Below are 20,626 nucleotides of genomic sequence, written 5' to 3'. Positions count from 1 at the left end.
GCGGTGAGCCTGGCGGGGGGAGTTCTCACAGCGGTACCGCTCCCGGGCACCCTGCCCGTAGCGGCACCGCTGCCCGGCGTCGCCGACAGGGCCGTGGCAGCCCTGCTGCGGGCGGGGGACGCAGCCGTGCTGTCCCTGTCCGCCCGCTCGGACGACCAGCCGCCGCTCACCGTCCCGCGCGACCCCGCGCGGGAGGCGGCCCGCCGTGAACTGTCCAAGGACCTGTACCACCAGAACGACCCCAGCCTGTTCCAACGCGCCCTGGACACCCTCTGGGACTGGATCGGCGACCTGTTCGACACCGCCTCGACCGCCACTCCCGGCGGGACACTCGGCCTGCTGGTCGTCATCCTGGCCATGGCGGCCGTCGTGGGTGCCCTGTGGTGGCGCCTGGGCTCCCCGCGCCGCCGGCCCACATCCACCGCCGCCCTCTTCGACGACCGTCCCCGCAGCGCCGCCGAACACCGCGCGGCCGCCGAGGCACACGCCGCCCAGGGCCACTGGAACCAGGCCGTCCAGGAACGCATGCGCGCCATCGTCCGCTCCCTCGAGGAACGCGCCCTCCTCGACACCCGCCCCGGCCGCACGGCCGACGAGGCCGCCGCCGACGCCGGCCGCACCCTGCCCGCCCACACGGACCGACTCCGCGCCGCCGCCCGCGACTTCGACGACGTGACATACGGCGGCCGCCGCGCCACCCAGCAGTCGTACGGGCGCATGGCCGAACTCGACCTCGACCTGGAACGCACCAAGCCCCAGCTGACGGCGAGCAGCACCGACACCGCGGCCCACACCGCCCGCCGGGGAGTCGCCGAATGACGACCGAGGCCACGCTCCCGTCCACCTCGGCCTCGCCCACCGCCCTGCGGCTGTGGACCCGCGCGCGAGGCGTCACGCTCGCGCTCGTGCTGCTCCTGGCCGGGGCCGTCACGCTCGCCGCGCTGCAGTCCGACGCCCGCCACGGCGCCCTCGACCCACGCTCCGCCGACCCCTACGGCAGCCGCGCGACAGCCGAACTCCTCGCCGACCGCGGCGTGTCCACCCGCGTCGTCACCACCCTGGCCGAGGCCCGCGCCGCGGCGCGCCCCGACACCACGCTCCTCGTCACCGCCCCGGACCTCCTGGCGGAACGTCAACAGCAAGACCTGCACTCGGCGATCGCCGGCTCGGGCGGCCGCACCGTCCTCGTCGCCCCCAGCGGCTGGTCCGTGGGAACCCTCGCTCCCGGCGTGACCGCGGACCCCGCCAACAGCCGCGGCTCCGCGCTCTCCCCCGACTGCGCGCTGCCCGCCGCCCGCCGCGCCGGCACCGCGCAGACCGGCGGCATCCGCTACACCACCCGCCATCTCGACGCCGACAAGTGCTACCCCAGCGAACGCCTGGCCACCCTGCTGCGCATCCCGGACACCTCCGGCGACGGCGACACCGTGGTCCTCGGCGCACCCGACATCCTCTACAACAACCGCCTCGACGAAGAGGGCAACGCCTCGCTCGCCCTCCAACTCCTCGGCTCCCGCGGCCATCTGGTCTGGTACCTCCCCTCGCTCTCCGACACCTCAGCCATCGACCAGGACGAGGAAAAAAGCTTCTTCGACCTGCTCCCCGGCGGCTGGCTCTGGGGCACACTCCAGCTGTTCGTCGCGGCAGCCCTCGCCGCCCTCTGGCGGGCACGCCGACTCGGCCCCCTCGTGCCCGAGAAACTCCCCGTGGCGATCCGCGCCTCCGAAACCGTCGAAGGCCGCGCCCGCCTCTACCGCAAAGCCAACGCCCGCGACCGTGCGGCCGCCGCTCTTCGCTCCACCACCCGCACCCGCCTCGCCCCCCTCCTGGGCGTCGCCGTCACCCAGGCGCACGCGCCCGAGGCACTCGTCCCCGCCCTGTCCGCCCACCTCCACGGCGACGGACAGTCCCTGCACTCGCTCCTCTTCGGCCCACCGCCGGGCGACGACGCGGCCCTGATCGCGCTCGCCGACCAACTCGACGCCCTCGAAAGAGAGGTACGCCGTCCATGATGGACCCGACCACTGACAACGCCGGGAACACCGGGGACCCGGGCCGCGCCCGCGCCTCCCTGGAGGCCCTGCGGGCCGAGATCTCCAAGGCCGTGGTCGGCCAGGACCCCGCCGTGACAGGCCTTGTCGTCGCCCTCCTCTGCCGCGGACACGTTCTCCTCGAAGGAGTCCCCGGAGTGGCCAAGACCCTGCTCGTCCGCGCCCTCGCCTCCGCACTCGAACTCGACACCAAGCGCGTCCAGTTCACCCCCGACCTCATGCCCAGCGACATCACCGGCTCCCTCGTCTACGACACCCGCACCGCCGAGTTCTCCTTCCAGCCCGGCCCGGTCTTCACCAACCTCCTCCTCGCAGACGAGATCAACCGCACCCCGCCGAAAACCCAGTCCTCCCTCCTCGAGGCCATGGAGGAACGCCAGGTCACGGTCGACGGCACCCCACGCCTGCTCCCCGACCCGTTCCTGGTAGCGGCGACCCAGAACCCCGTCGAGTACGAGGGCACCTACCCCCTGCCCGAAGCCCAACTGGACCGCTTCCTCCTCAAACTGACGATCCCGCTCCCCTCCCGCCAGGAGGAGATCGACGTCCTCACCCGCCACGCCGACGGCTTCAACCCGCGCGACCTGCACGCCGCCGGCGTACGCCCCGTCGCAGGACCGGCCGACCTCGAAGCGGCCCGCGCCGCCGTCGCCAAGACGACGATCTCCCCCGAGATCACGGCCTACGTGGTCGACATCTGCCGCGCCACCCGGGAATCCCCGTCCCTCACCCTGGGCGTCTCCCCCCGGGGCGCGACCGCCCTCCTCGCCACCGCACGCGCATGGGCCTGGCTCACCGGCCGCGACTACGTCATCCCCGACGACGTCAAAGCCCTCGCCCTCCCCACCCTCCGCCACCGCGTGCAGCTCCGCCCGGAAGCCGAGATGGAAGGCGTGACGGCCGACTCCGTCATCAACGCGATCCTCACCCACGTCCCCGTACCCCGCTGATGGCGCTCACCGGACGCACCGCACTCCTCGCGGCTCTCGGTTCCCTCCCCGTCGGCATCTGGGACGCCGGCTGGGCGGGCATCCTCGCCGTCAACGCCCCCCTGGCCCTGGCCTGCGCCTGCGACTTCGCCCTGGCCGCCCCGGTACGCCGACTGGGCCTGACCCGCTCCGGCGACACCTCCGCCCGCCTCGGCGACCCGGCGGACATCACCCTCACCGTCACCAACCCGTCCCGCCGCCCCCTGCGCGCCCACCTCCGCGACGCCTGGCCCCCCAGCAGCTGGCAACCAGGAACCGAGACGGAGGCATCCCGCCACCACCTGACGGTCCCGCCCGGCGAACGCCGCCGCATCACCACCCGCCTGCACCCCACCCGCCGCGGCGACCATCAGACCGACCGCATCACGATCCGCTCCTACGGCCCCCTCGGCCTCTTCTCCCGCCAAGGAACCCACAAGGTCCCCTGGACCGTACGCGTCCTGCCTGCATTCACCAGCCGCAAGCACCTCCCGTCGAAACTGGCCCGCCTACGCGAACTGGACGGCCGCACCAGCGTCCTCACCCGCGGGGAAGGCACGGAATTCGACAGCCTGCGCGAATACGTTCCCGGCGACGACACCCGCTCCATCGACTGGCGCGCCACAGCCCGTCACTCCTCGGTCGCGGTCCGCACCTGGCGCCCCGAGCGCGACCGCCACATCCTCCTCGTCCTGGACACCGGCCGCACCTCTGCAGGCCGGGTCGGCGATGCTCCCCGCCTCGACTCCTCCATGGACGCGGCACTGCTTCTCGCCGCGCTCGCGTCCCGCGCCGGCGACCGAGTCGACCTCCTCGCCTACGACCGCCGAGTACGCGCCCTGGTCCAGGGCCGAACAGCGCGCGACGTCCTCCCGTCCCTGGTCAACGCCATGGCCACCCTCGAACCCGAACTCGTCGAGACGAACGCCCGTGGCCTCACCGCCACAGCCCTCCGTACGGCGCCCCGACGCTCCCTCATCGTCCTCATGACCACGCTGGACGCCGCCCCGGTCGAGGAGGGCCTCCTCCCCGTCCTCCCACAGCTCACCCAGCGCCATACGGTCCTGGTGGCATCGGTCGCCGACCCCCACATCGCCCAAATGGCCGCTTCCCGCGGCAACGCCGAGGCGGTGTACGAGGCAGCGGCGGCAGCCCAGGCCCAGACAGAACGTCATCGCACAGCCGACCAACTCCGCCGGCACGGCGTCACCGTCGTCGACGCAACGCCGGACCAACTGGCCCCCGCACTCGCGGACGCCTACCTGGCACTCAAGGCAGCGGGCCGCCTATAAAAACAAAAGGGCTCTCTTGGAAGAGAGCCCGCCAAAACACATCATGCCCCAAACGCAGAAAACCCCCGCACCGTGAGGTGCGGGGGTTTCCCGTAATATTTGTTCGGCGGTGTCCTACTCTCCCACAGGGTCCCCCCTGCAGTACCATCGGCGCTGTAAGGCTTAGCTTCCGGGTTCGGAATGTAACCGGGCGTTTCCCTCACGCTATGACCACCGAAACACTATGAAACTGTCCAGCCGCACCATGCCGTGACCATGGCATGGGGCCGTTCGTGGTTTCAGAACCAACACAGTGGACGCGAGCAACTGAGGACAAGCCCTCGGCCTATTAGTACCAGTCAGCTTCACCCATTACTGGGCTTCCACATCCGGCCTATCAACCCAGTCGTCTACTGGGAGCCTTAACCCCTCAAGGGGGTGGGAATACTCATCTCGAAGCAGGCTTCCCGCTTAGATGCTTTCAGCGGTTATCCCTCCCGAACGTAGCCAACCAGCCATGCCCTTGGCAGAACAACTGGCACACCAGAGGTTCGTCCGTCCCGGTCCTCTCGTACTAGGGACAGCCCTTCTCAATATTCCTGCGCGCGCAGCGGATAGGGACCGAACTGTCTCACGACGTTCTAAACCCAGCTCGCGTACCGCTTTAATGGGCGAACAGCCCAACCCTTGGGACCGACTCCAGCCCCAGGATGCGACGAGCCGACATCGAGGTGCCAAACCATCCCGTCGATATGGACTCTTGGGGAAGATCAGCCTGTTATCCCCGGGGTACCTTTTATCCGTTGAGCGACGGCGCTTCCACAAGCCACCGCCGGATCACTAGTCCCGACTTTCGTCCCTGCTCGACCCGTCGGTCTCACAGTCAAGCTCCCTTGTGCACTTACACTCAACACCTGATTGCCAACCAGGCTGAGGGAACCTTTGGGCGCCTCCGTTACTCTTTAGGAGGCAACCGCCCCAGTTAAACTACCCATCAGACACTGTCCCTGATCCGGATCACGGACCCAGGTTAGACATCCAGCACGACCAGAGTGGTATTTCAACGGCGACTCACCGTGAACTGGCGTCCACGTTTCAAAGTCTCCCACCTATCCTACACAAGCCGAACCGAACACCAATATCAAACTGTAGTAAAGGTCCCGGGGTCTTTCCGTCCTGCTGCGCGAAACGAGCATCTTTACTCGTAGTGCAATTTCACCGGGCCTATGGTTGAGACAGTCGAGAAGTCGTTACGCCATTCGTGCAGGTCGGAACTTACCCGACAAGGAATTTCGCTACCTTAGGATGGTTATAGTTACCACCGCCGTTTACTGGCGCTTAAGTTCTCAGCTTCGCCACCCCGAAGAGTGACTAACCGGTCCCCTTAACGTTCCAGCACCGGGCAGGCGTCAGTCCGTATACATCGCCTTACGGCTTCGCACGGACCTGTGTTTTTAGTAAACAGTCGCTTCTCGCTGGTCTCTGCGGCCACCCCCAGCTCGAGCAGCAAGTGCTCTCACCAGACGTGGCCCCCTTCTCCCGAAGTTACGGGGGCATTTTGCCGAGTTCCTTAACCATAGTTCACCCGAACGCCTCGGTATTCTCTACCTGACCACCTGAGTCGGTTTAGGGTACGGGCCGCCATGAAACTCGCTAGAGGCTTTTCTCGACAGCATAGGATCATCCACTTCGCCACAATCGGCTCGGCATCAGGTCTCAGACTATGTGAACGGCGGATTTGCCTACCGTTCGTCCTACACCCTTACCCCGGGACAACCACCGCCCGGGATGGACTACCTTCCTGCGTCACCCCATCACTCACCTACTGCAAGTCTGGTTCGTCGGCTCCACCACTTTCCTTTCCCCGAAGGGTCCGGAACGGCTTCACGGACTTAGCATCGCCTGGTTCAATGTTTGACGCTTCACAGCGGGTACCGGAATATCAACCGGTTATCCATCGACTACGCCTGTCGGCCTCGCCTTAGGTCCCGACTTACCCTGGGCAGATCAGCTTGACCCAGGAACCCTTAGTCAATCGGCGCACACGTTTCTCACGTGTGTATCGCTACTCATGCCTGCATTCTCACTCGTGAACCGTCCACAACTCGCTTCCGCGGCTGCTTCACCCGGCACACGACGCTCCCCTACCCATCCATACAGGCGTTGGCCCTATTGTATGAATGACACGACTTCGGCGGTACGCTTGAGCCCCGCTACATTGTCGGCGCGGAATCACTAGACCAGTGAGCTATTACGCACTCTTTCAAGGGTGGCTGCTTCTAAGCCAACCTCCTGGTTGTCTGTGCGACTCCACATCCTTTCCCACTTAGCGTACGCTTAGGGGCCTTAGTCGATGCTCTGGGCTGTTTCCCTCTCGACCATGGAGCTTATCCCCCACAGTCTCACTGCCGCGCTCTCACTTACCGGCATTCGGAGTTTGGCTAAGGTCAGTAACCCGGTAGGGCCCATCGCCTATCCAGTGCTCTACCTCCGGCAAGAAACACACGACGCTGCACCTAAATGCATTTCGGGGAGAACCAGCTATCACGGAGTTTGATTGGCCTTTCACCCCTAACCACAGGTCATCCCCCAGGTTTTCAACCCTGGTGGGTTCGGTCCTCCACGAAGTCTTACCTCCGCTTCAACCTGCCCATGGCTAGATCACTCCGCTTCGGGTCTTGAGCGTGCTACTGAAACGCCCTATTCGGACTCGCTTTCGCTACGGCTTCCCCACTCGGGTTAACCTCGCAACACACCGCAAACTCGCAGGCTCATTCTTCAAAAGGCACGCAGTCACGACGCATTGAGTAAACTCAATGCGCGACGCTCCCACGGCTTGTAGGCACACGGTTTCAGGTACTATTTCACTCCGCTCCCGCGGTACTTTTCACCATTCCCTCACGGTACTATCCGCTATCGGTCACCAGGGAATATTTAGGCTTAGCGGGTGGTCCCGCCAGATTCACACGGGATTTCTCGGGCCCCGTGCTACTTGGGTGTCTCTCAAACGAGCCGTTGACGTTTCGACTACGGGGGTCTTACCCTCTACGCCGGACCTTTCGCATGTCCTTCGCCTACATCAACGGTTTCTGACTCGTCTCACAGCCGGCAGACTGTGAAAGAGAGATCCCACAACCCCGTACACGCAACCCCTGCCGGGTCTCACACGTATACGGTTTGGCCTCATCCGGTTTCGCTCGCCACTACTCCCGGAATCACGGTTGTTTTCTCTTCCTGCGGGTACTGAGATGTTTCACTTCCCCGCGTTCCCTCCACACTGCCTATGTGTTCAGCAGCGGGTGACAGCCCATGACGACTGCCGGGTTTCCCCATTCGGAAACCCCCGGATCAAAGCCTGGTTGACGACTCCCCGGGGACTATCGTGGCCTCCCACGTCCTTCATCGGTTCCTGGTGCCAAGGCATCCACCGTGCGCCCTTAAAAACTTGGCCACAGATGCTCGCGTCCACTGTGCAGTTCTCAAACAACGACCAGCCACCCATCACCCCGAACCCTTAACGGATCCGAGTGCACTGGGGCCGGCATCAGAAGGACGAGCAAACGCTCGCACCCTCAGATACCCAACAGCGTGCCCGACCCGGTCGCGTCCGGAGATCATGCTTTCCACGCCCTTACGGACAGTACTTGCAGCCTCCGGCCCGTGAACCGGACCGAATAATCAACGTTCCACCCATGAGCAACCAGCATCGGACGTACGCCGATGTACTGGCCTCTGAACCGGCCCCCGAAGGGACAGGCTTAGAAGTGCTCCTTAGAAAGGAGGTGATCCAGCCGCACCTTCCGGTACGGCTACCTTGTTACGACTTCGTCCCAATCGCCAGTCCCACCTTCGACAGCTCCCTCCCACAAGGGGTTGGGCCACCGGCTTCGGGTGTTACCGACTTTCGTGACGTGACGGGCGGTGTGTACAAGGCCCGGGAACGTATTCACCGCAGCAATGCTGATCTGCGATTACTAGCAACTCCGACTTCATGGGGTCGAGTTGCAGACCCCAATCCGAACTGAGACCGGCTTTTTGAGATTCGCTCCACCTCACGGTTTCGCAGCTCTTTGTACCGGCCATTGTAGCACGTGTGCAGCCCAAGACATAAGGGGCATGATGACTTGACGTCGTCCCCACCTTCCTCCGAGTTGACCCCGGCAGTCTCCTGTGAGTCCCCATCACCCCGAAGGGCATGCTGGCAACACAGAACAAGGGTTGCGCTCGTTGCGGGACTTAACCCAACATCTCACGACACGAGCTGACGACAGCCATGCACCACCTGTACACCGACCACAAGGGGGCGCCTGTCTCCAGACGTTTCCGGTGTATGTCAAGCCTTGGTAAGGTTCTTCGCGTTGCGTCGAATTAAGCCACATGCTCCGCTGCTTGTGCGGGCCCCCGTCAATTCCTTTGAGTTTTAGCCTTGCGGCCGTACTCCCCAGGCGGGGAACTTAATGCGTTAGCTGCGGCACCGACGACGTGGAATGTCGCCAACACCTAGTTCCCACCGTTTACGGCGTGGACTACCAGGGTATCTAATCCTGTTCGCTCCCCACGCTTTCGCTCCTCAGCGTCAGTAATGGCCCAGAGATCCGCCTTCGCCACCGGTGTTCCTCCTGATATCTGCGCATTTCACCGCTACACCAGGAATTCCGATCTCCCCTACCACACTCTAGTCTGCCCGTATCGAATGCAGACCCGGGGTTAAGCCCCGGGCTTTCACATCCGACGTGACAGACCGCCTACGAGCTCTTTACGCCCAATAATTCCGGACAACGCTTGCGCCCTACGTATTACCGCGGCTGCTGGCACGTAGTTAGCCGGCGCTTCTTCTGCAGGTACCGTCACTTTCGCTTCTTCCCTGCTGAAAGAGGTTTACAACCCGAAGGCCGTCATCCCTCACGCGGCGTCGCTGCATCAGGCTTTCGCCCATTGTGCAATATTCCCCACTGCTGCCTCCCGTAGGAGTCTGGGCCGTGTCTCAGTCCCAGTGTGGCCGGTCGCCCTCTCAGGCCGGCTACCCGTCGTCGCCTTGGTGAGCCATTACCTCACCAACAAGCTGATAGGCCGCGGGCTCATCCTTCACCGCCGGAGCTTTTAACCCCCACCCATGCGAGTGGAAGTATTATCCGGTATTAGACCCCGTTTCCAGGGCTTGTCCCAGAGTGAAGGGCAGATTGCCCACGTGTTACTCACCCGTTCGCCACTAATTCCCACCGAAGTGGTTCATCGTTCGACTTGCATGTGTTAAGCACGCCGCCAGCGTTCGTCCTGAGCCAGGATCAAACTCTCCGTGAATGTTTTCCCGTAATCGGGACGACACCACGAGAGCGGAACAGCCAGGCGGAATAAGCCCGGCCGTTCACAGCGTCCTCGCTGTGTTTTGTTTCAAAGGAACCTCATCCTCGGCTATCACTGCCGGGGACGGGGTATCAACATATCTGGCGTTGATTTTTGGCACGCTGTTGAGTTCTCAAGGAACGGACGCTTCCTTTGTACTCACCCGAGAGACTCTCTCAGGCTTTCCTCCGGGCGCTTCCCTTCGGTCTTGCGTTTCCGACTCTATCAGATCTTTTCTCGACCCGATTTCCTCGGTGCTTTCCAGGTTCCCGCTTTTGTTTCGCGGTTTCCTTTCCGGCGGTTCCGACTTTATCAGAAGTTCTTGGCCGGTCTGACCGGCCATTCATTTTCCGACTTATCGGGGGTGCCTCGGTGGAATCTAGCGATTCGCGAGGCTGACAGATACTAACCGCTGCCGACCGGACTCTGTCCAGTTCCAGGCAACTGTTCGAATCTACCTCCCCACGCGCTCCGTGTCAACGGCTTTTGTAGGGCGAAGAGGAGACTAGCAGGCCCGCGGGGCCCTCCGCACATCAGGCGGCGGTCGGCACCTCGGCGCTGCGCTCGGCGGCCTCGAGGTCGCCCGTCTGCCCGGCCCGGGCGGCTCTGCCGCCCAGGACGTAGACGTATGCGAGGAAGGCCAGCTCGGCTGTGATGCCGATGGTGATGCGGGCCCATGTCGGTAGGCCCGATGGGGTGACGAAGCCTTCGATGGCGCCGGAGACGAAGAGGACCAGGGCGAGGCCGATCGCCATGCCGACCGCGGCTCGGCCCTCTTCTGCGAGGGCGGTGCGCCGGGTGCGTGGGCCCGGGTCGATGACCGTCCAGCCCAGGCGGAGGCCGGTGCCGGCCGCGACGAAGACCGCGGTCAGCTCGAGCAGACCATGCGGGAGGACGAGGCCGAGGAAGGTGTCGAGCCGGCCCGCCGAGGACATGAGGCCGGCCCCGATGCCGAGGTTGAGCATGTTCTGGAAGAGGATCCACAGGACCGGCAGCCCCAGGAAGACGCCCAGGACCAGGCACATCGCGGCGGCCTGGGCGTTGTTCGTCCAGACCTGGGCGGCGAACGCCGCGGCCTGGTGGCTCGAGTAGTACGTCTCGTACAGGCCGCCGGGACGGGTGAGCTCGCGCAGTTCGTCGGGGGCCGCTATGGAGGACTGGACTTCGGGGTGGGTGCCGATCCACCAGCCCAGGAGGACGGCGACGGCGGTGGACAGGAGCGCCGTGGGCACCCACCAGTGGCGTGACCTGTAGACCGCGGCGGGAAAGCCCTGCGTGAGGAAGCGCGTCACGTCGCGCCAAGAGGCGCGACGGGTTCCTGTCACCGCGCTACGCGCGCGTGCCACGAGTTGGGTGAGCCGGCCGGTGAGCTGTGGGTCGGGCGCGCTGGACTGGATCAGGGACAGGTGGGTGGCGGTGCGCTGATAGAGGATGACGAGTTCGTCGGTCTCGGCGCCGGTGAGACTGCGCTGGCGGCGCAGGAGGGCGTCGAGACGGTCCCATTCGGCTCGGTGGGCGGAGACGAAGACGTCGAGGTCCATCGGTGTGCCTGCTCCTCGGCTGTTCGTCGGCGGCCGGTGATGGATGTCAGCTTGTCGTACTGCGGCGCGATGTGCCCTCAGCTTGGCAGACTGGCCGTTCTCGGGGCGGGCCAGGGAAGGGACGACGGGCGTGAGTGAGCTGGTGACGGGTGAGGCCGTGGCGTTGGAGCTGCGGCCTGCCAGGCTGCCCAGCCGAGCGTTGGCCACCTTGTTGGACCTGACCGTGGCCTTCGTGGTCTACGTCGTCGTGAGCATCGCTCTGGTGGCGGCGACCGCCTCCCTGGACGAGGCGGCTCAGATCGCGCTGTCGATCGCGACGTTTCTGCTGTTGCTGGTGGGCGGGCCGATCGCGGTGGAGACGCTCAGCCACGGGCGGTCGCTCGGGAAGATGGCGTGTGGGCTGCGGGTGGTGCGGGACGACGGTGGGCCGATCCGGTTCCGGCACGCGTTGGTGCGGGGCGCGCTCGGTGTCGTGGAGATTCTGCTGACGATCGGGGTGGTGGCCTGTATCGCCTCGCTCGTGTCGGCGCGGGGGCGGCGGCTCGGGGATGTCTTCGCCGGGACGCTGGTGGTGCGGGAGCGGGTGCCGGTGGCGCGGTCCGGTTTCGTGGCGCCGCCTCCGCCTTGGCTGGCGGGTCGTTTCCAGGCGGTCGATCTTTCGTCGGTGCCGGACGGGTTGTGGCTGGCGGTCCGCCAGTACCTGGGGCGGATGAACCAGCTGGATCCGCAGGTCGGCTGGGCCATGGCGGAGCGGCTGGCCGGAGATCTCGCCGCGCGTACGGGGACGCCGGTACCGCAAGGGGTGCCGGCGGCCGCCTATCTGGCGGCGGTGGTGCAGGAGCGGCAGGTCCGGGAGGCACGGCGGGCCTTCGGGAGCGGTCCGATGGCGGGATGGCCCGCGGGTCAGGGTGGGGCCGGAGGTGCGGGCGGTGCGCCGGGGGCCTACGGACCGCCCACGCCGTATGGACCGCCCGCTCCATACGGGCCGTCCACGCCGTACGCGCCGACACCGCCGGTGCCTTACGCGCCGCCGTACGGGCCGCCTGTGGCGTACGGGCCTGCTGCGGGGCAGCCGTCTGCCGGGGCTCCTGGGGTTCCGTCGGCGGATGAGGGACGGCCCGGGGGGCCGCCTGTGGAGAAGTCGCCCGACGAACCGTCGCAGGGCTCGGCCACTGGGTTCGCGCCGCCGGCCTAGCGCCGGCCGGGGTGGCTTCAGTCGAAGGTCGACGGGGGTGTTTCGAGGTCTTCCAGTTCGATGCCGGGGGCTGCGAGGACGACGTCCCCGGCGATGTGCACCGCGTGCTGTTCGCCGGTGTCCAGGGCTGTGACCTGGTATTCGTCCACGGTCAGTGGGCCGTTGTCAGTGGCGTGTGTTTCTCTTCCCAGCAAGGACCAGGACTGGTCCACGGTGCGCGGGGCGAGGACCGGATCGGTGAAGGCCACGAGGCGTACTCGGGTTGCCGAGGAAGAGGGGGTGAGGCGTAGGAGCCGGCTGGTGGCGATGAGGAATGCGGGGGATGTGCCGGTGAAGGCGTGGGCGGGGACATTGCCTTCCGTGGCCTGAGTGCCCGTGGGGTCGGTACGGACCCAGGTGACGCCGTCGAGGGCTGCGCCGCGGACCTGCCAGCTGCTCGCGTGGAGTTCGAGGCGGAGGGGGCGGCCGAGAGCGTCGAGGGTGAGGTCGACGGAGCCGGTGTGTTCGCCGGTGGGGGTGGTCAGCTGAGAGACGTAGCGCCAGCCGGAGGGGCCGGGGGCGCATTGGAAGTGCTCGTGCGCGAGGGGGGTGTGATCGTGCGGATCGTGGAGCGAATATCGGCCGCGGGGCATCGGGGTCCTGGGGTGTGACGGGCCGGTCGGGTCCGTCTCGACGGGTCGGCCAGGCAGGCTGACGGCCGGTCCGGCCGTGGGCCGAAGGGGCAGGCCCCCGGCACGGGGGTGCGGGGGCCTGCCTCGGAGGACCTACCTGGTGCTGAGAAGCGCGTCAGTGCACGGACGCGCTTTCAGCGGGTGAGTTGCGGACTCAGTAGCGGTAGTGGTCCGACTTGTAGGGACCCTCGACCTCGACACCGATGTACGAGGCCTGCTCGGGACGCAGGGTGGTCAGCTTGACGCCGAGTGCGTCCAGGTGGAGGCGGGCGACCTTCTCGTCGAGGTGCTTGGGCAGCACGTAGACGTCGACCGGGTACTCGTCGGGCTTGGTGAACAGCTCGATCTGGGCCAGGGTCTGGTCCGCGAAGGAGTTGGACATCACGAACGACGGGTGACCGGTGGCGTTGCCCAGGTTCAGCAGGCGGCCCTCCGACAGCACGATGAGGACCTTGCCGTCGGGGAACTTCCAGGTGTGGACCTGCGGCTTGACCTCGTCCTTGACGATGCCCTCGATCTTCGCCAGGCCGGCCATGTCGATCTCGTTGTCGAAGTGACCGATGTTCCCGACGATCGCCTGGTGCTTCATCCGGGCCATGTCGGCGGCCATGATGATGTCCTTGTTGCCGGTGGTGGTGACGAAGATGTCGGCCGTCTCGACGACCTCGTCGAGCGTGGTCACCTGGTAGCCGTCCATCGCCGCCTGGAGCGCGCAGATCGGGTCGATCTCGGTCACAATGACCCGGGCACCCTGCCCGCGCAGCGACTCCGCGCAGCCCTTGCCGACGTCGCCGTAACCGAAGACGACCGCGGTCTTGCCGCCGATCAGGACATCGGTGGCGCGGTTGATGCCGTCGATCAGGGAGTGCCGGCAGCCGTACTTGTTGTCGAACTTCGACTTGGTGACCGCGTCGTTGACGTTGATCGCCGGGAACAGCAGGCTGCCGTCCCGGTGCATCTCGTACAGGCGGTGGACACCCGTCGTGGTCTCCTCGGTGACACCACGGATCTCCGACGCGAGCTGCGTCCACTTCCGGGAGCCCTCGGTGATGGTGCGGTTCAGGAGCTCGAGGACGACCCGGTGCTCGTCGTTGTCGGCCGTGTCGGCCGGGGGGACCTTGCCGGCCTTCTCGTACTCCACGCCCTTGTGGACCAGGAGCGTGGCGTCACCGCCGTCGTCGAGGATCATGTTCGGGCCGCCGGTGGGGCTGTTCGGCCAGGTCAGGGCCTGCTCCGTGCACCACCAGTACTCCTCCAGCGTCTCGCCCTTCCAGGCGAAGACCGGAACACCCCGCGGGTCGTCGGGCGTGCCGTTCGGGCCCACCGCGACCGCGGCGGCCGCGTGGTCCTGGGTGGAGAAGATGTTGCAGGACACCCAGCGGACCTCGGCGCCCAGGGCGACCAGGGTCTCGATCAGGACGGCGGTCTGCACGGTCATGTGCAGCGAGCCCATGATCCGGGCGCCGGCCAGCGGCTGGGTGGCGGCGAATTCCTTACGGATCGCCATCAGGCCGGGCATCTCGTGCTCGGCCAGGGTGATCTCCTTGCGGCCGAAGGCGGCCAGGGAGAGATCGGCGACCTTGAAGTCCTGTCGGTTGTCGACAGTCGTCATGGTGAGCTGCTCCTCGGGGTTTTGGTCGAGAGAGTGGGTACGGCTGGTCTGCGCGGCGGCGGACACAGGGGTGCCCGATGAAGGGCACGGGCATGCCCGCGTGCGCGCAGCGCAGTCCGTCGGAGGCCCTCTCTCCCTCGGACGGTCCGCAGTGGGACCGCCCGACCGCCATCAGCAGCGACGTCTGGCTTCCGTTCCAAGCTACACCGGAGTGGCGGGGCGGCCCCAGTCCATCTCCGATCAGATCGAGCCGATCACGATCGGAAATGGAGTGGGCCGAAGGAGATGAGGGGTGGAACGGCGACAGGGCCCGCCTGGTGTGGGGCGGGCCCTGCCGGGGTGGTGCGGGTCAGTGCTCGGTGGGGTGCTGGGCGGGGCCGCCCGGGGTCGCCTCGCGGTCGGAGCCCTTGGCGGCCTCGGCCTCGCTGTAGATGTCGGGCTCGAGGTAGATGACGCGGGCGATGGGGACCGCGGTGCGGATGCGGGCCTCGGCGGCGTTGATGGCGGTGGCGACCTGGGAGGCCGTGTCGTCGTGCTGGACGGCGATCTTGGCGGCGACCAGGAGTTCCTCGGGGCCGAGGTGGAGGGTGCGCATGTGGATGACGTGGGTGACGGATTCGCCGTCGACGACCGCCGCCTCGATCTTCCGGACGTCTTCGGCGGTCGCGGCCTCGCCGAGCAGGAGGGACTTGGTCTCGGCGGCCAGAACGAGCGCGATGAGGACGAGGAGGACGCCGATGCAGAGCGTGCCGATGCCGTCCCAGACGCCGTCGTCGGTGAGCAGCGCGAGGCCGACGCCGCCGAGCGCGAGGATCAGGCCGACGAGGGCGCCGAGGTCCTCCAGGAGGACGACCGGGAGTTCGGGGGCCTTGGCGCGGCGGACGAACTCCGTCCAGGAGTGTTCGCCCCGCAGGGGGTTGGACTCCCTGATGGCCGTGCGGAAGGAGAAGCCCTCGGCGATGATCGCGAAGACGAGGACTCCGACGGGCCAGTACCAGTGCTCGATCTGGTGCGGGTGCTTGATCTTCTCGTAGCCCTCGTAGATGGCGAACATGCCGCCGACCGAGAAGAGGACGATGGAGACGAGGAAGGCGTAGATGTAGCGCTCGCGGCCGTAGCCGAAGGGGTGTTGCGGGGTGGCCTCGCGCTGGGCCTTCTTGCCTCCCACGAGGAGCAGGGCCTGGTTGCCGGAGTCGGCGAGCGAGTGCACGCCTTCGGCGAGCATCGACGACGAGCCGCTGAACGCGAACGCCACGAACTTCGATGCCGCGATCGCGAGGTTGGCCCCCAGTGCCGCCACGATCGCCTTGGTGCCGCCTGACGCGCTCATGTTTTCGCGTTGTCCCTTCGCCTACGTGCGTACGCCGTACAGGGCGGGGCCGACTTCGGCTTTGCCCGTCCTTTGCCGGGGGGCCATTCTTGCAGCCCTGTTCGGCAGCGGTGCGTCAGGTCGTCACGACGGGAGTCATACGACGACCGTGGCCCGGAAGACCGTACCCGCCCCGGCCACTTCGGCCTTGTGCCCCGCGGGGACGAAGACAGACGTGCCGGGCGTCAGCGCGTGGTCGCCCGCTCGGACGGTGCCCGCGGTGCAGAGCAGGATCTGCGGGGTGGGGAGGGTGAGGTCGTGGGCGGTGCCCCCCGGCGAGAGGACGTGGCGCGACAGGCGGAACTCGTCGATGGGGGTGTCGTAGACCTCTTCGCCGTCCGGGGCGGCTTCGGGGCGCAGGACGCCGGGGTCCGCGGACTCGAAGCGGACGATGCGCAGGAGTTCGGGGACGTCGACGTGCTTGGGGGTGAGGCCGCAGCGCAGGACGTTGTCGGAGTTGGCCATGATCTCGACGCCGAGGCCGTCGAGGTAGGCGTGCGGGATGCCGGCGCCGAGGAACAGGGCCTCGCCCGGCTGGAGTCGGACGTGGTTCAGCAGCATCGCGGCGATGACGCCGGGGTCGCCGGGGTAGTGGTGGGCGATGCCGGCGTAGGGGGCGTAGTCGCCGCCGAGGCGGTCGCAGGCGGCCGCTGCCTGGGCGACGGTGTGGGCCATCTCCTCGCGGTCGGCGGTGAGGATCGCGGTGAGGACCTCGCGCAGGGCGGCTTCCTCGGGCTGGGCGTGCAGGAGGTCGACGTACGGCTTGAGGGAGTCGACGCCGAGGCCGTCCAGGAGGTCGGCCGCCTGCGAGGGGGCGCGGAAGCCGCACAGGCCGTCGAACTCGGTGAGGGCGCAGATGAGTTCGGGCTTGTGGTTGGCGTCCTTGTAGTTGCGGTGCGGTGCGTCGACGGGGATGCCGCGGCGCTCCTCGTCCTCGTATCCCTCTTTGGCCTGTTCCAGGTCGGGGTGGACCTGGAGGGAGAGGGGGGCGCCGGCGGCGAGGATCTTGAGGAGGAAGGGGAGGCGGGGGCCGAACTTGGTGACCGTCGCCGCGCCGAGTTCCTGTTGCGGATCAGCCTCGATGATCTCGACGAGGGTGCCTCGGTCGGTGCGTGAGGGTGCGCCCGGGTGGGCGCCCATCCACATCTCGGCCTGCGGTTCGCCGGTCGGCTCGGTGCCGAGCAGGTGCGGGATCGCGGTGGGGGAACCCCAGGCGTAGGGGCGGATGGTGTTGTCGAGGCGGTCCATGCGGTTCTCTCTGCCTGCCGGTCTGCCGGTCTGTCGGTCTTCTGCCGTTTGTCGCGCGTCGTCAGCCGTCTGTTGTCTGTCGTCAGCCGTCTGTCGTCCGCCGTCTGCTGCTGTCCGCCGTCTGTGTCCGGTGTTTCTTGGGTGACGGTCGGGGTCGGGTCAGGCTCCTGAGGCGAGGGCCAGGTAGACGGCGGCGAAATCCGTGGTGGCGATCAGTTCGGCGAGGGTGACGAGTTCGTCGCCTGCTTCGGGCTCGAGTTCGCTGATCGGCGTGTCGTGGCTGAGGGCCAGTTCACGGGCGGCCGAGGCGGCGGTGAGGCCGCCGATCGGACGGTCGCGCAGCAGCACCACGCGCGCGTGCAGTGCGGGCGCTTCCTCGACGCGGTCGCGGAAGAAGTCGTCCGGGTCGGCGCTGGCGGCGAGGGGGCCGGCGAGGATCGCGTTGTGTTCGGCGAGGGCCTGGGGGAGTTCGGCCACCAGGGCGGGACGGCCGGCGAGTTCGGCGAGGGCGGCGGCGAAGCGGCGGCCCGCGGGGCCGGCCGAGGCGCCTTCGGTCCAGATCACCGGGAGGGAGTCGGCGAGTTCTCCGGCCAGGGTCTTCGCCGGGTTGCTGTAGGTCGCGACGGCGGGGCCGCAGCGTTCGGCGACCTGGTCGAGCCGGTCGGCGACCCGTTCGAGCTCCTCGGGCGTGGCGGAGAGCAGGGCGACGCGGTCGAGGAGGGCGAGGAGGGGGGTCAGGAGGGCCCAGAGGATTCCGGGGGCGGAGGCCGCGTCCGGTACTCCCTCGTCCTGTTCGTACGGTGCGGTCGCGAGCGGCACGAACAGTCCGTGGGCGGCGCCGGCCGCTTCGGTGAGCGGGGAGTCGGCGGGGGCCACGGCGGCGACCGTGCAGCCGCGGCGGTAGGCCTGTTCGGCGAGGAGGGAGAGGCCGGGCTCGCTGCCGTCGGGGGTGGCGATGAGGAGAAGGTCCACGGAGCCCGCCCAGCCGGGGAGTTCCCAGCGCAGGGCGCCTGCGGCGGGGGCGACGCCGGTGGGTGTCAGGCGGATGACGGGGCAGGCGGCGCCGGCGAGCGTACCGAGGAGGTCGGCGACGCAGGTGGCCGCCGCGCCGGGGCCCGCGATGAGGATCGCGCGGGGGCGGCCGTCCGGTTGGAGGTCGTGGACGCCGGCCTCGGCCGCGTACCGGGCGGCGGTGCGGACGCGGGCGCCGGCTTCGGCCGCGCCGCGCAGGAGGGCCCGGTGATCGGCCTCGGCCAGGGCCTCCGGCGTGTCGAGCAGCGAGTCGTCGAGCATGTCGGCAGTCTCCGATCGCCTGGGGCGTCGTCGGTTTGCGGGGCCGGGGTTATGGCGGGGCGTCGCCCGGGAGGCGTGGTGCTCGGCACCGTGCGCGGCCGGGCGCCGGGGTGCTCGGGCCGAGGACGGCAGCGGGCCGGGGGCGGCGCGGGGTGCGGTCGCGCGGCGCGCCGTTACGCGGGGCGGCGGGCCTCGTCGACGAGGAGGACGGGGATGCCGTCCCGGACGGGGTATGCCAGGCCGCAGTCCTGGCCCGTGCAGATCAGCTCCGTGTCCTGCTCCTCCAGGGGGGAGTGACAGGCGGGGCAGGCGAGGATCTCCAGGAGGCCGGCTTCGAGCGGCATGGGGTGTCCCTTCGGGGTGTGCGGATGTGCCTGGTCAGGGTACCGCTGGTGGGGTGGGGGCGTGGGGGTTGGGCGGGACGGGGTGGGGTGGGAGGGGGCGCGCGTGGGACGGGGCTGGTGGTCGGCGCGTCGGGGGCGTCGAGGGTTCGCCCCCGACGCCCTTGCCCGTTCCCACCCCCCAGGGGCTTCGCCCCTTCGACCCTCTGGATACTTCGCCCGCCTTTGCCCTTTGCCACCCCTGCCGAGTGCCGCCCCCTCGAACCTCTGCGGCGCCCGCGAGGCCCGCGAGGCCTTCAGGCTCGGATGATGGTCAGTGCCTCGTCGCGGATCTTGGCCATCGTCGCTTCGTCGCGCGCTTCCGCGTTGAGGCGGAGGAGCGGCTCCGTGTTGGAGGGGCGGACGTTGAACCACCAGTCGGTGGAGGTGACGGTCAAGCCGTCGAGTTCGTCCAGGGTGACGTCCTCGCGGTCGCCGTAGGCCGCCTTGATCGCGGCGATGCGGTCGGCCTGGTCGGCGACCGTGGAGTTGATCTCGCCGGAGCCGGTGTAGCGGTCGTACTCCGCGACCAGGGAGGAGAGCGGGCCGTCCTGGCCGCCGAGGGCCGCGAGGACGTGCAGGCCGGCCAGCATGCCCGTGTCGGCGTTCCAGAAGTCCTTGAAGTAGTAGTGCGCGGAGTGCTCGCCGCCGAAGATCGCGCCGGAGCGGGCCATCTCCGCCTTGATGAAGGAGTGGCCGACGCGGGTGCGGACGGGGGTGCCGCCGTTCTCCTTCACCACCTCCGGGACGCTCCACGAGGTGATCAGGTTGTGGATGATCATGCCCTGGCCGCCGTTGCGGGCCAGCTCGCGGGCGGCCACCAGGGCCGTGATCGCGGACGGCGAAACCGGCTCGCCCCGCTCGTCGACGACGAAGCAGCGGTCGGCGTCGCCGTCGAAGGCGAGGCCGAGGTCGGCGGACTCCTCGCGGACGCGCTTTTGGAGGTCCACGAGATTCGCCGGGTCCAGCGGGTTGGCCTCGTGGTTCGGGAAGGTGCCGTCCAGTTCGAAGTACATGGGGACGAGCGTCAGGGGCAGGCCGTCGAAGACCGTGGGGACGGTGTGGCCGCCCATGCCGTTGCCCGCGTCGACCACGACCTTCAAGGGGCGGACGGAGGTCAGGTCGACGAGTGCGCGCAGGTGCGCCGCGTAGTCCTTCAACGTGTCGGCGGTGGTGATGGTTCCCGGGGTCGGGGCCGGCGCGGGGGCGCCCGAGTCCGTCCACCGTTCCACCGTTTCGCGGATCTCCGTCAGGCCCGTGTCCTGGCCGATCGGGGCGGCGCCCGCGCGGCACAGCTTGATGCCGTTGTACTGGGCCGGGTTGTGCGAGGCCGTGAACATGGCGCCGGGCAGGTCGAGTGCGCCCGAGGCGTAGTACAGCTGGTCCGTCGAGCAGAGGCCGATCTCGGTGACGTGTACGCCGAGGGCCGCCGCCCCGCGCGCGAAGGCGCCGGTCAGGGCGGGCGAGGAGGGGCGCATGTCGTGGCCGACGACGATCGCCTCGGCGCCGGTCACCCGGGCGAAGGCCGCACCGAACAGCTCGGCCAGCGAATCGTCCCACTGGTCCGGGACCACCCCGCGCACGTCGTACGCCTTCACGATCTGTGACAGATCAGCAGCCACGGCCAGCCTTCCTGGAGTCTGTAGGTCACCACAAACTACCCGGGCCGGTTCGCCGCCCGCGG

13 protein-coding genes and 3 rRNA genes are annotated in these 20,626 nt (G+C 67.8%); 5 read left to right on the top strand and 11 right to left on the bottom strand.

The window, feature by feature from the left end; all coding sequences use genetic code 11:
• Positions 1-3 precede the first annotated feature (3 nt).
• Genes OG933_RS26275 through OG933_RS26260 form a run of 4 tightly spaced genes read left to right on the top strand, consistent with a single transcriptional unit; the run spans position 4 to position 4,311 of the window.
• On the top strand, positions 4-819 hold the full coding sequence (locus OG933_RS26275) for a DUF4129 domain-containing protein (protein ID WP_405629152.1): 816 nt from the start codon (positions 4-6) through the stop codon (positions 817-819).
• Positions 816-2,012 (top strand): DUF4350 domain-containing protein, encoded by a 1,197-nt coding sequence (locus tag OG933_RS26270; protein WP_405629151.1) that lies wholly within the window; start codon positions 816-818, stop codon positions 2,010-2,012. Before OG933_RS26275 ends, OG933_RS26270 begins: the two co-directional genes overlap by 4 nt.
• Positions 2,012-3,001 (top strand): MoxR family ATPase, encoded by a 990-nt coding sequence (locus OG933_RS26265; protein WP_020133026.1) that lies wholly within the window; start codon positions 2,012-2,014, stop codon positions 2,999-3,001. The genes OG933_RS26270 and OG933_RS26265 overlap by 1 nt, the downstream gene beginning before the upstream one ends.
• Positions 3,001-4,311, top strand: a complete 1,311-nt coding sequence (locus OG933_RS26260) for a DUF58 domain-containing protein (RefSeq protein WP_362522664.1) — start codon at positions 3,001-3,003, stop codon at positions 4,309-4,311. Before OG933_RS26265 ends, OG933_RS26260 begins: the two co-directional genes overlap by 1 nt.
• Before the next feature lie 101 nt (positions 4,312-4,412).
• Here OG933_RS26260 and rrf read toward each other — a convergent pair.
• The 4 genes from rrf to OG933_RS26240 all read right to left on the bottom strand — a co-directional run bounded on the left by rrf (position 4,413) and on the right by OG933_RS26240 (position 11,174).
• A 5S ribosomal RNA gene (gene rrf, locus OG933_RS26255) occupies positions 4,413-4,529 on the bottom strand.
• A 90-nt stretch (positions 4,530-4,619) separates the two neighbouring features.
• Positions 4,620-7,741, bottom strand: a 23S ribosomal RNA gene (locus OG933_RS26250).
• Between the two features lie 324 nt (positions 7,742-8,065).
• Positions 8,066-9,591: ribosomal RNA gene (locus OG933_RS26245) — 16S ribosomal RNA — on the bottom strand.
• The 16S, 23S and 5S rRNA genes sit together here, the layout of an rRNA operon.
• A 575-nt stretch (positions 9,592-10,166) precedes the next feature.
• Complete coding sequence (locus OG933_RS26240) at positions 10,167-11,174, bottom strand: stage II sporulation protein M (protein WP_362523892.1); 1,008 nt, start codon at positions 11,172-11,174, stop codon at positions 10,167-10,169.
• Positions 11,175-11,304: 130 nt separating this feature from the next.
• On the opposite strand from OG933_RS26240, the gene OG933_RS26235 reads away from it, so the two are divergent.
• The gene (locus OG933_RS26235) at positions 11,305-12,369 is read left to right on the top strand and encodes an RDD family protein (RefSeq protein WP_405629150.1); all 1,065 of its coding nucleotides are present in this window, start codon (positions 11,305-11,307) and stop codon (positions 12,367-12,369) included.
• A gap of 17 nt (positions 12,370-12,386) precedes the next feature.
• On the opposite strand, the gene OG933_RS26230 is transcribed toward OG933_RS26235, so the two are convergent.
• The 7 genes from OG933_RS26230 to OG933_RS26200 all read right to left on the bottom strand — a co-directional run bounded on the left by OG933_RS26230 (position 12,387) and on the right by OG933_RS26200 (position 20,564).
• A complete protein-coding gene (locus tag OG933_RS26230) occupies positions 12,387-13,001 on the bottom strand; it encodes a hypothetical protein (protein WP_362523890.1) in 615 nt (204 codons plus the stop codon).
• A 193-nt stretch (positions 13,002-13,194) separates the two neighbouring features.
• Positions 13,195-14,652 carry an adenosylhomocysteinase gene (gene ahcY, locus OG933_RS26225; RefSeq protein WP_405629149.1) on the bottom strand — a complete coding sequence of 486 codons (1,458 nt, stop codon included), beginning with the start codon at positions 14,650-14,652 and terminating at the stop codon, positions 13,195-13,197.
• 349 nt (positions 14,653-15,001) lie between these two features.
• On the bottom strand, positions 15,002-15,982 hold the full coding sequence (locus OG933_RS26220; protein WP_405629147.1) for a cation diffusion facilitator family transporter: 981 nt from the start codon (positions 15,980-15,982) through the stop codon (positions 15,002-15,004).
• A gap of 135 nt (positions 15,983-16,117) precedes the next feature.
• The gene (gene manA / locus OG933_RS26215) at positions 16,118-17,269 is read right to left on the bottom strand and encodes a mannose-6-phosphate isomerase, class I (RefSeq protein ID WP_405629146.1); all 1,152 of its coding nucleotides are present in this window, start codon (positions 17,267-17,269) and stop codon (positions 16,118-16,120) included.
• A gap of 159 nt (positions 17,270-17,428) precedes the next feature.
• A complete protein-coding gene (locus OG933_RS26210) occupies positions 17,429-18,562 on the bottom strand; it encodes an SIS domain-containing protein (protein WP_362523882.1) in 1,134 nt (377 codons plus the stop codon).
• A gap of 173 nt (positions 18,563-18,735) precedes the next feature.
• Positions 18,736-18,906, bottom strand: a complete 171-nt coding sequence (locus OG933_RS26205) for a Trm112 family protein (protein WP_079073636.1) — start codon at positions 18,904-18,906, stop codon at positions 18,736-18,738.
• Positions 18,907-19,199: 293 nt separating this feature from the next.
• Entirely contained in the window at positions 19,200-20,564 is a 1,365-nt protein-coding gene (locus OG933_RS26200) for a phosphomannomutase/phosphoglucomutase (RefSeq protein ID WP_405629144.1), read from the bottom strand.
• Positions 20,565-20,626 lie beyond the last annotated feature (62 nt).

Source organism: Streptomyces sp. NBC_00016 (assembly GCF_045040885.1).
GTDB classification, from domain to species: Bacteria; Actinomycetota; Actinomycetes; order Streptomycetales; family Streptomycetaceae; genus Streptomyces; species Streptomyces coriariae.
This window is presented reverse-complemented; position numbering and strand designations above follow the sequence as displayed.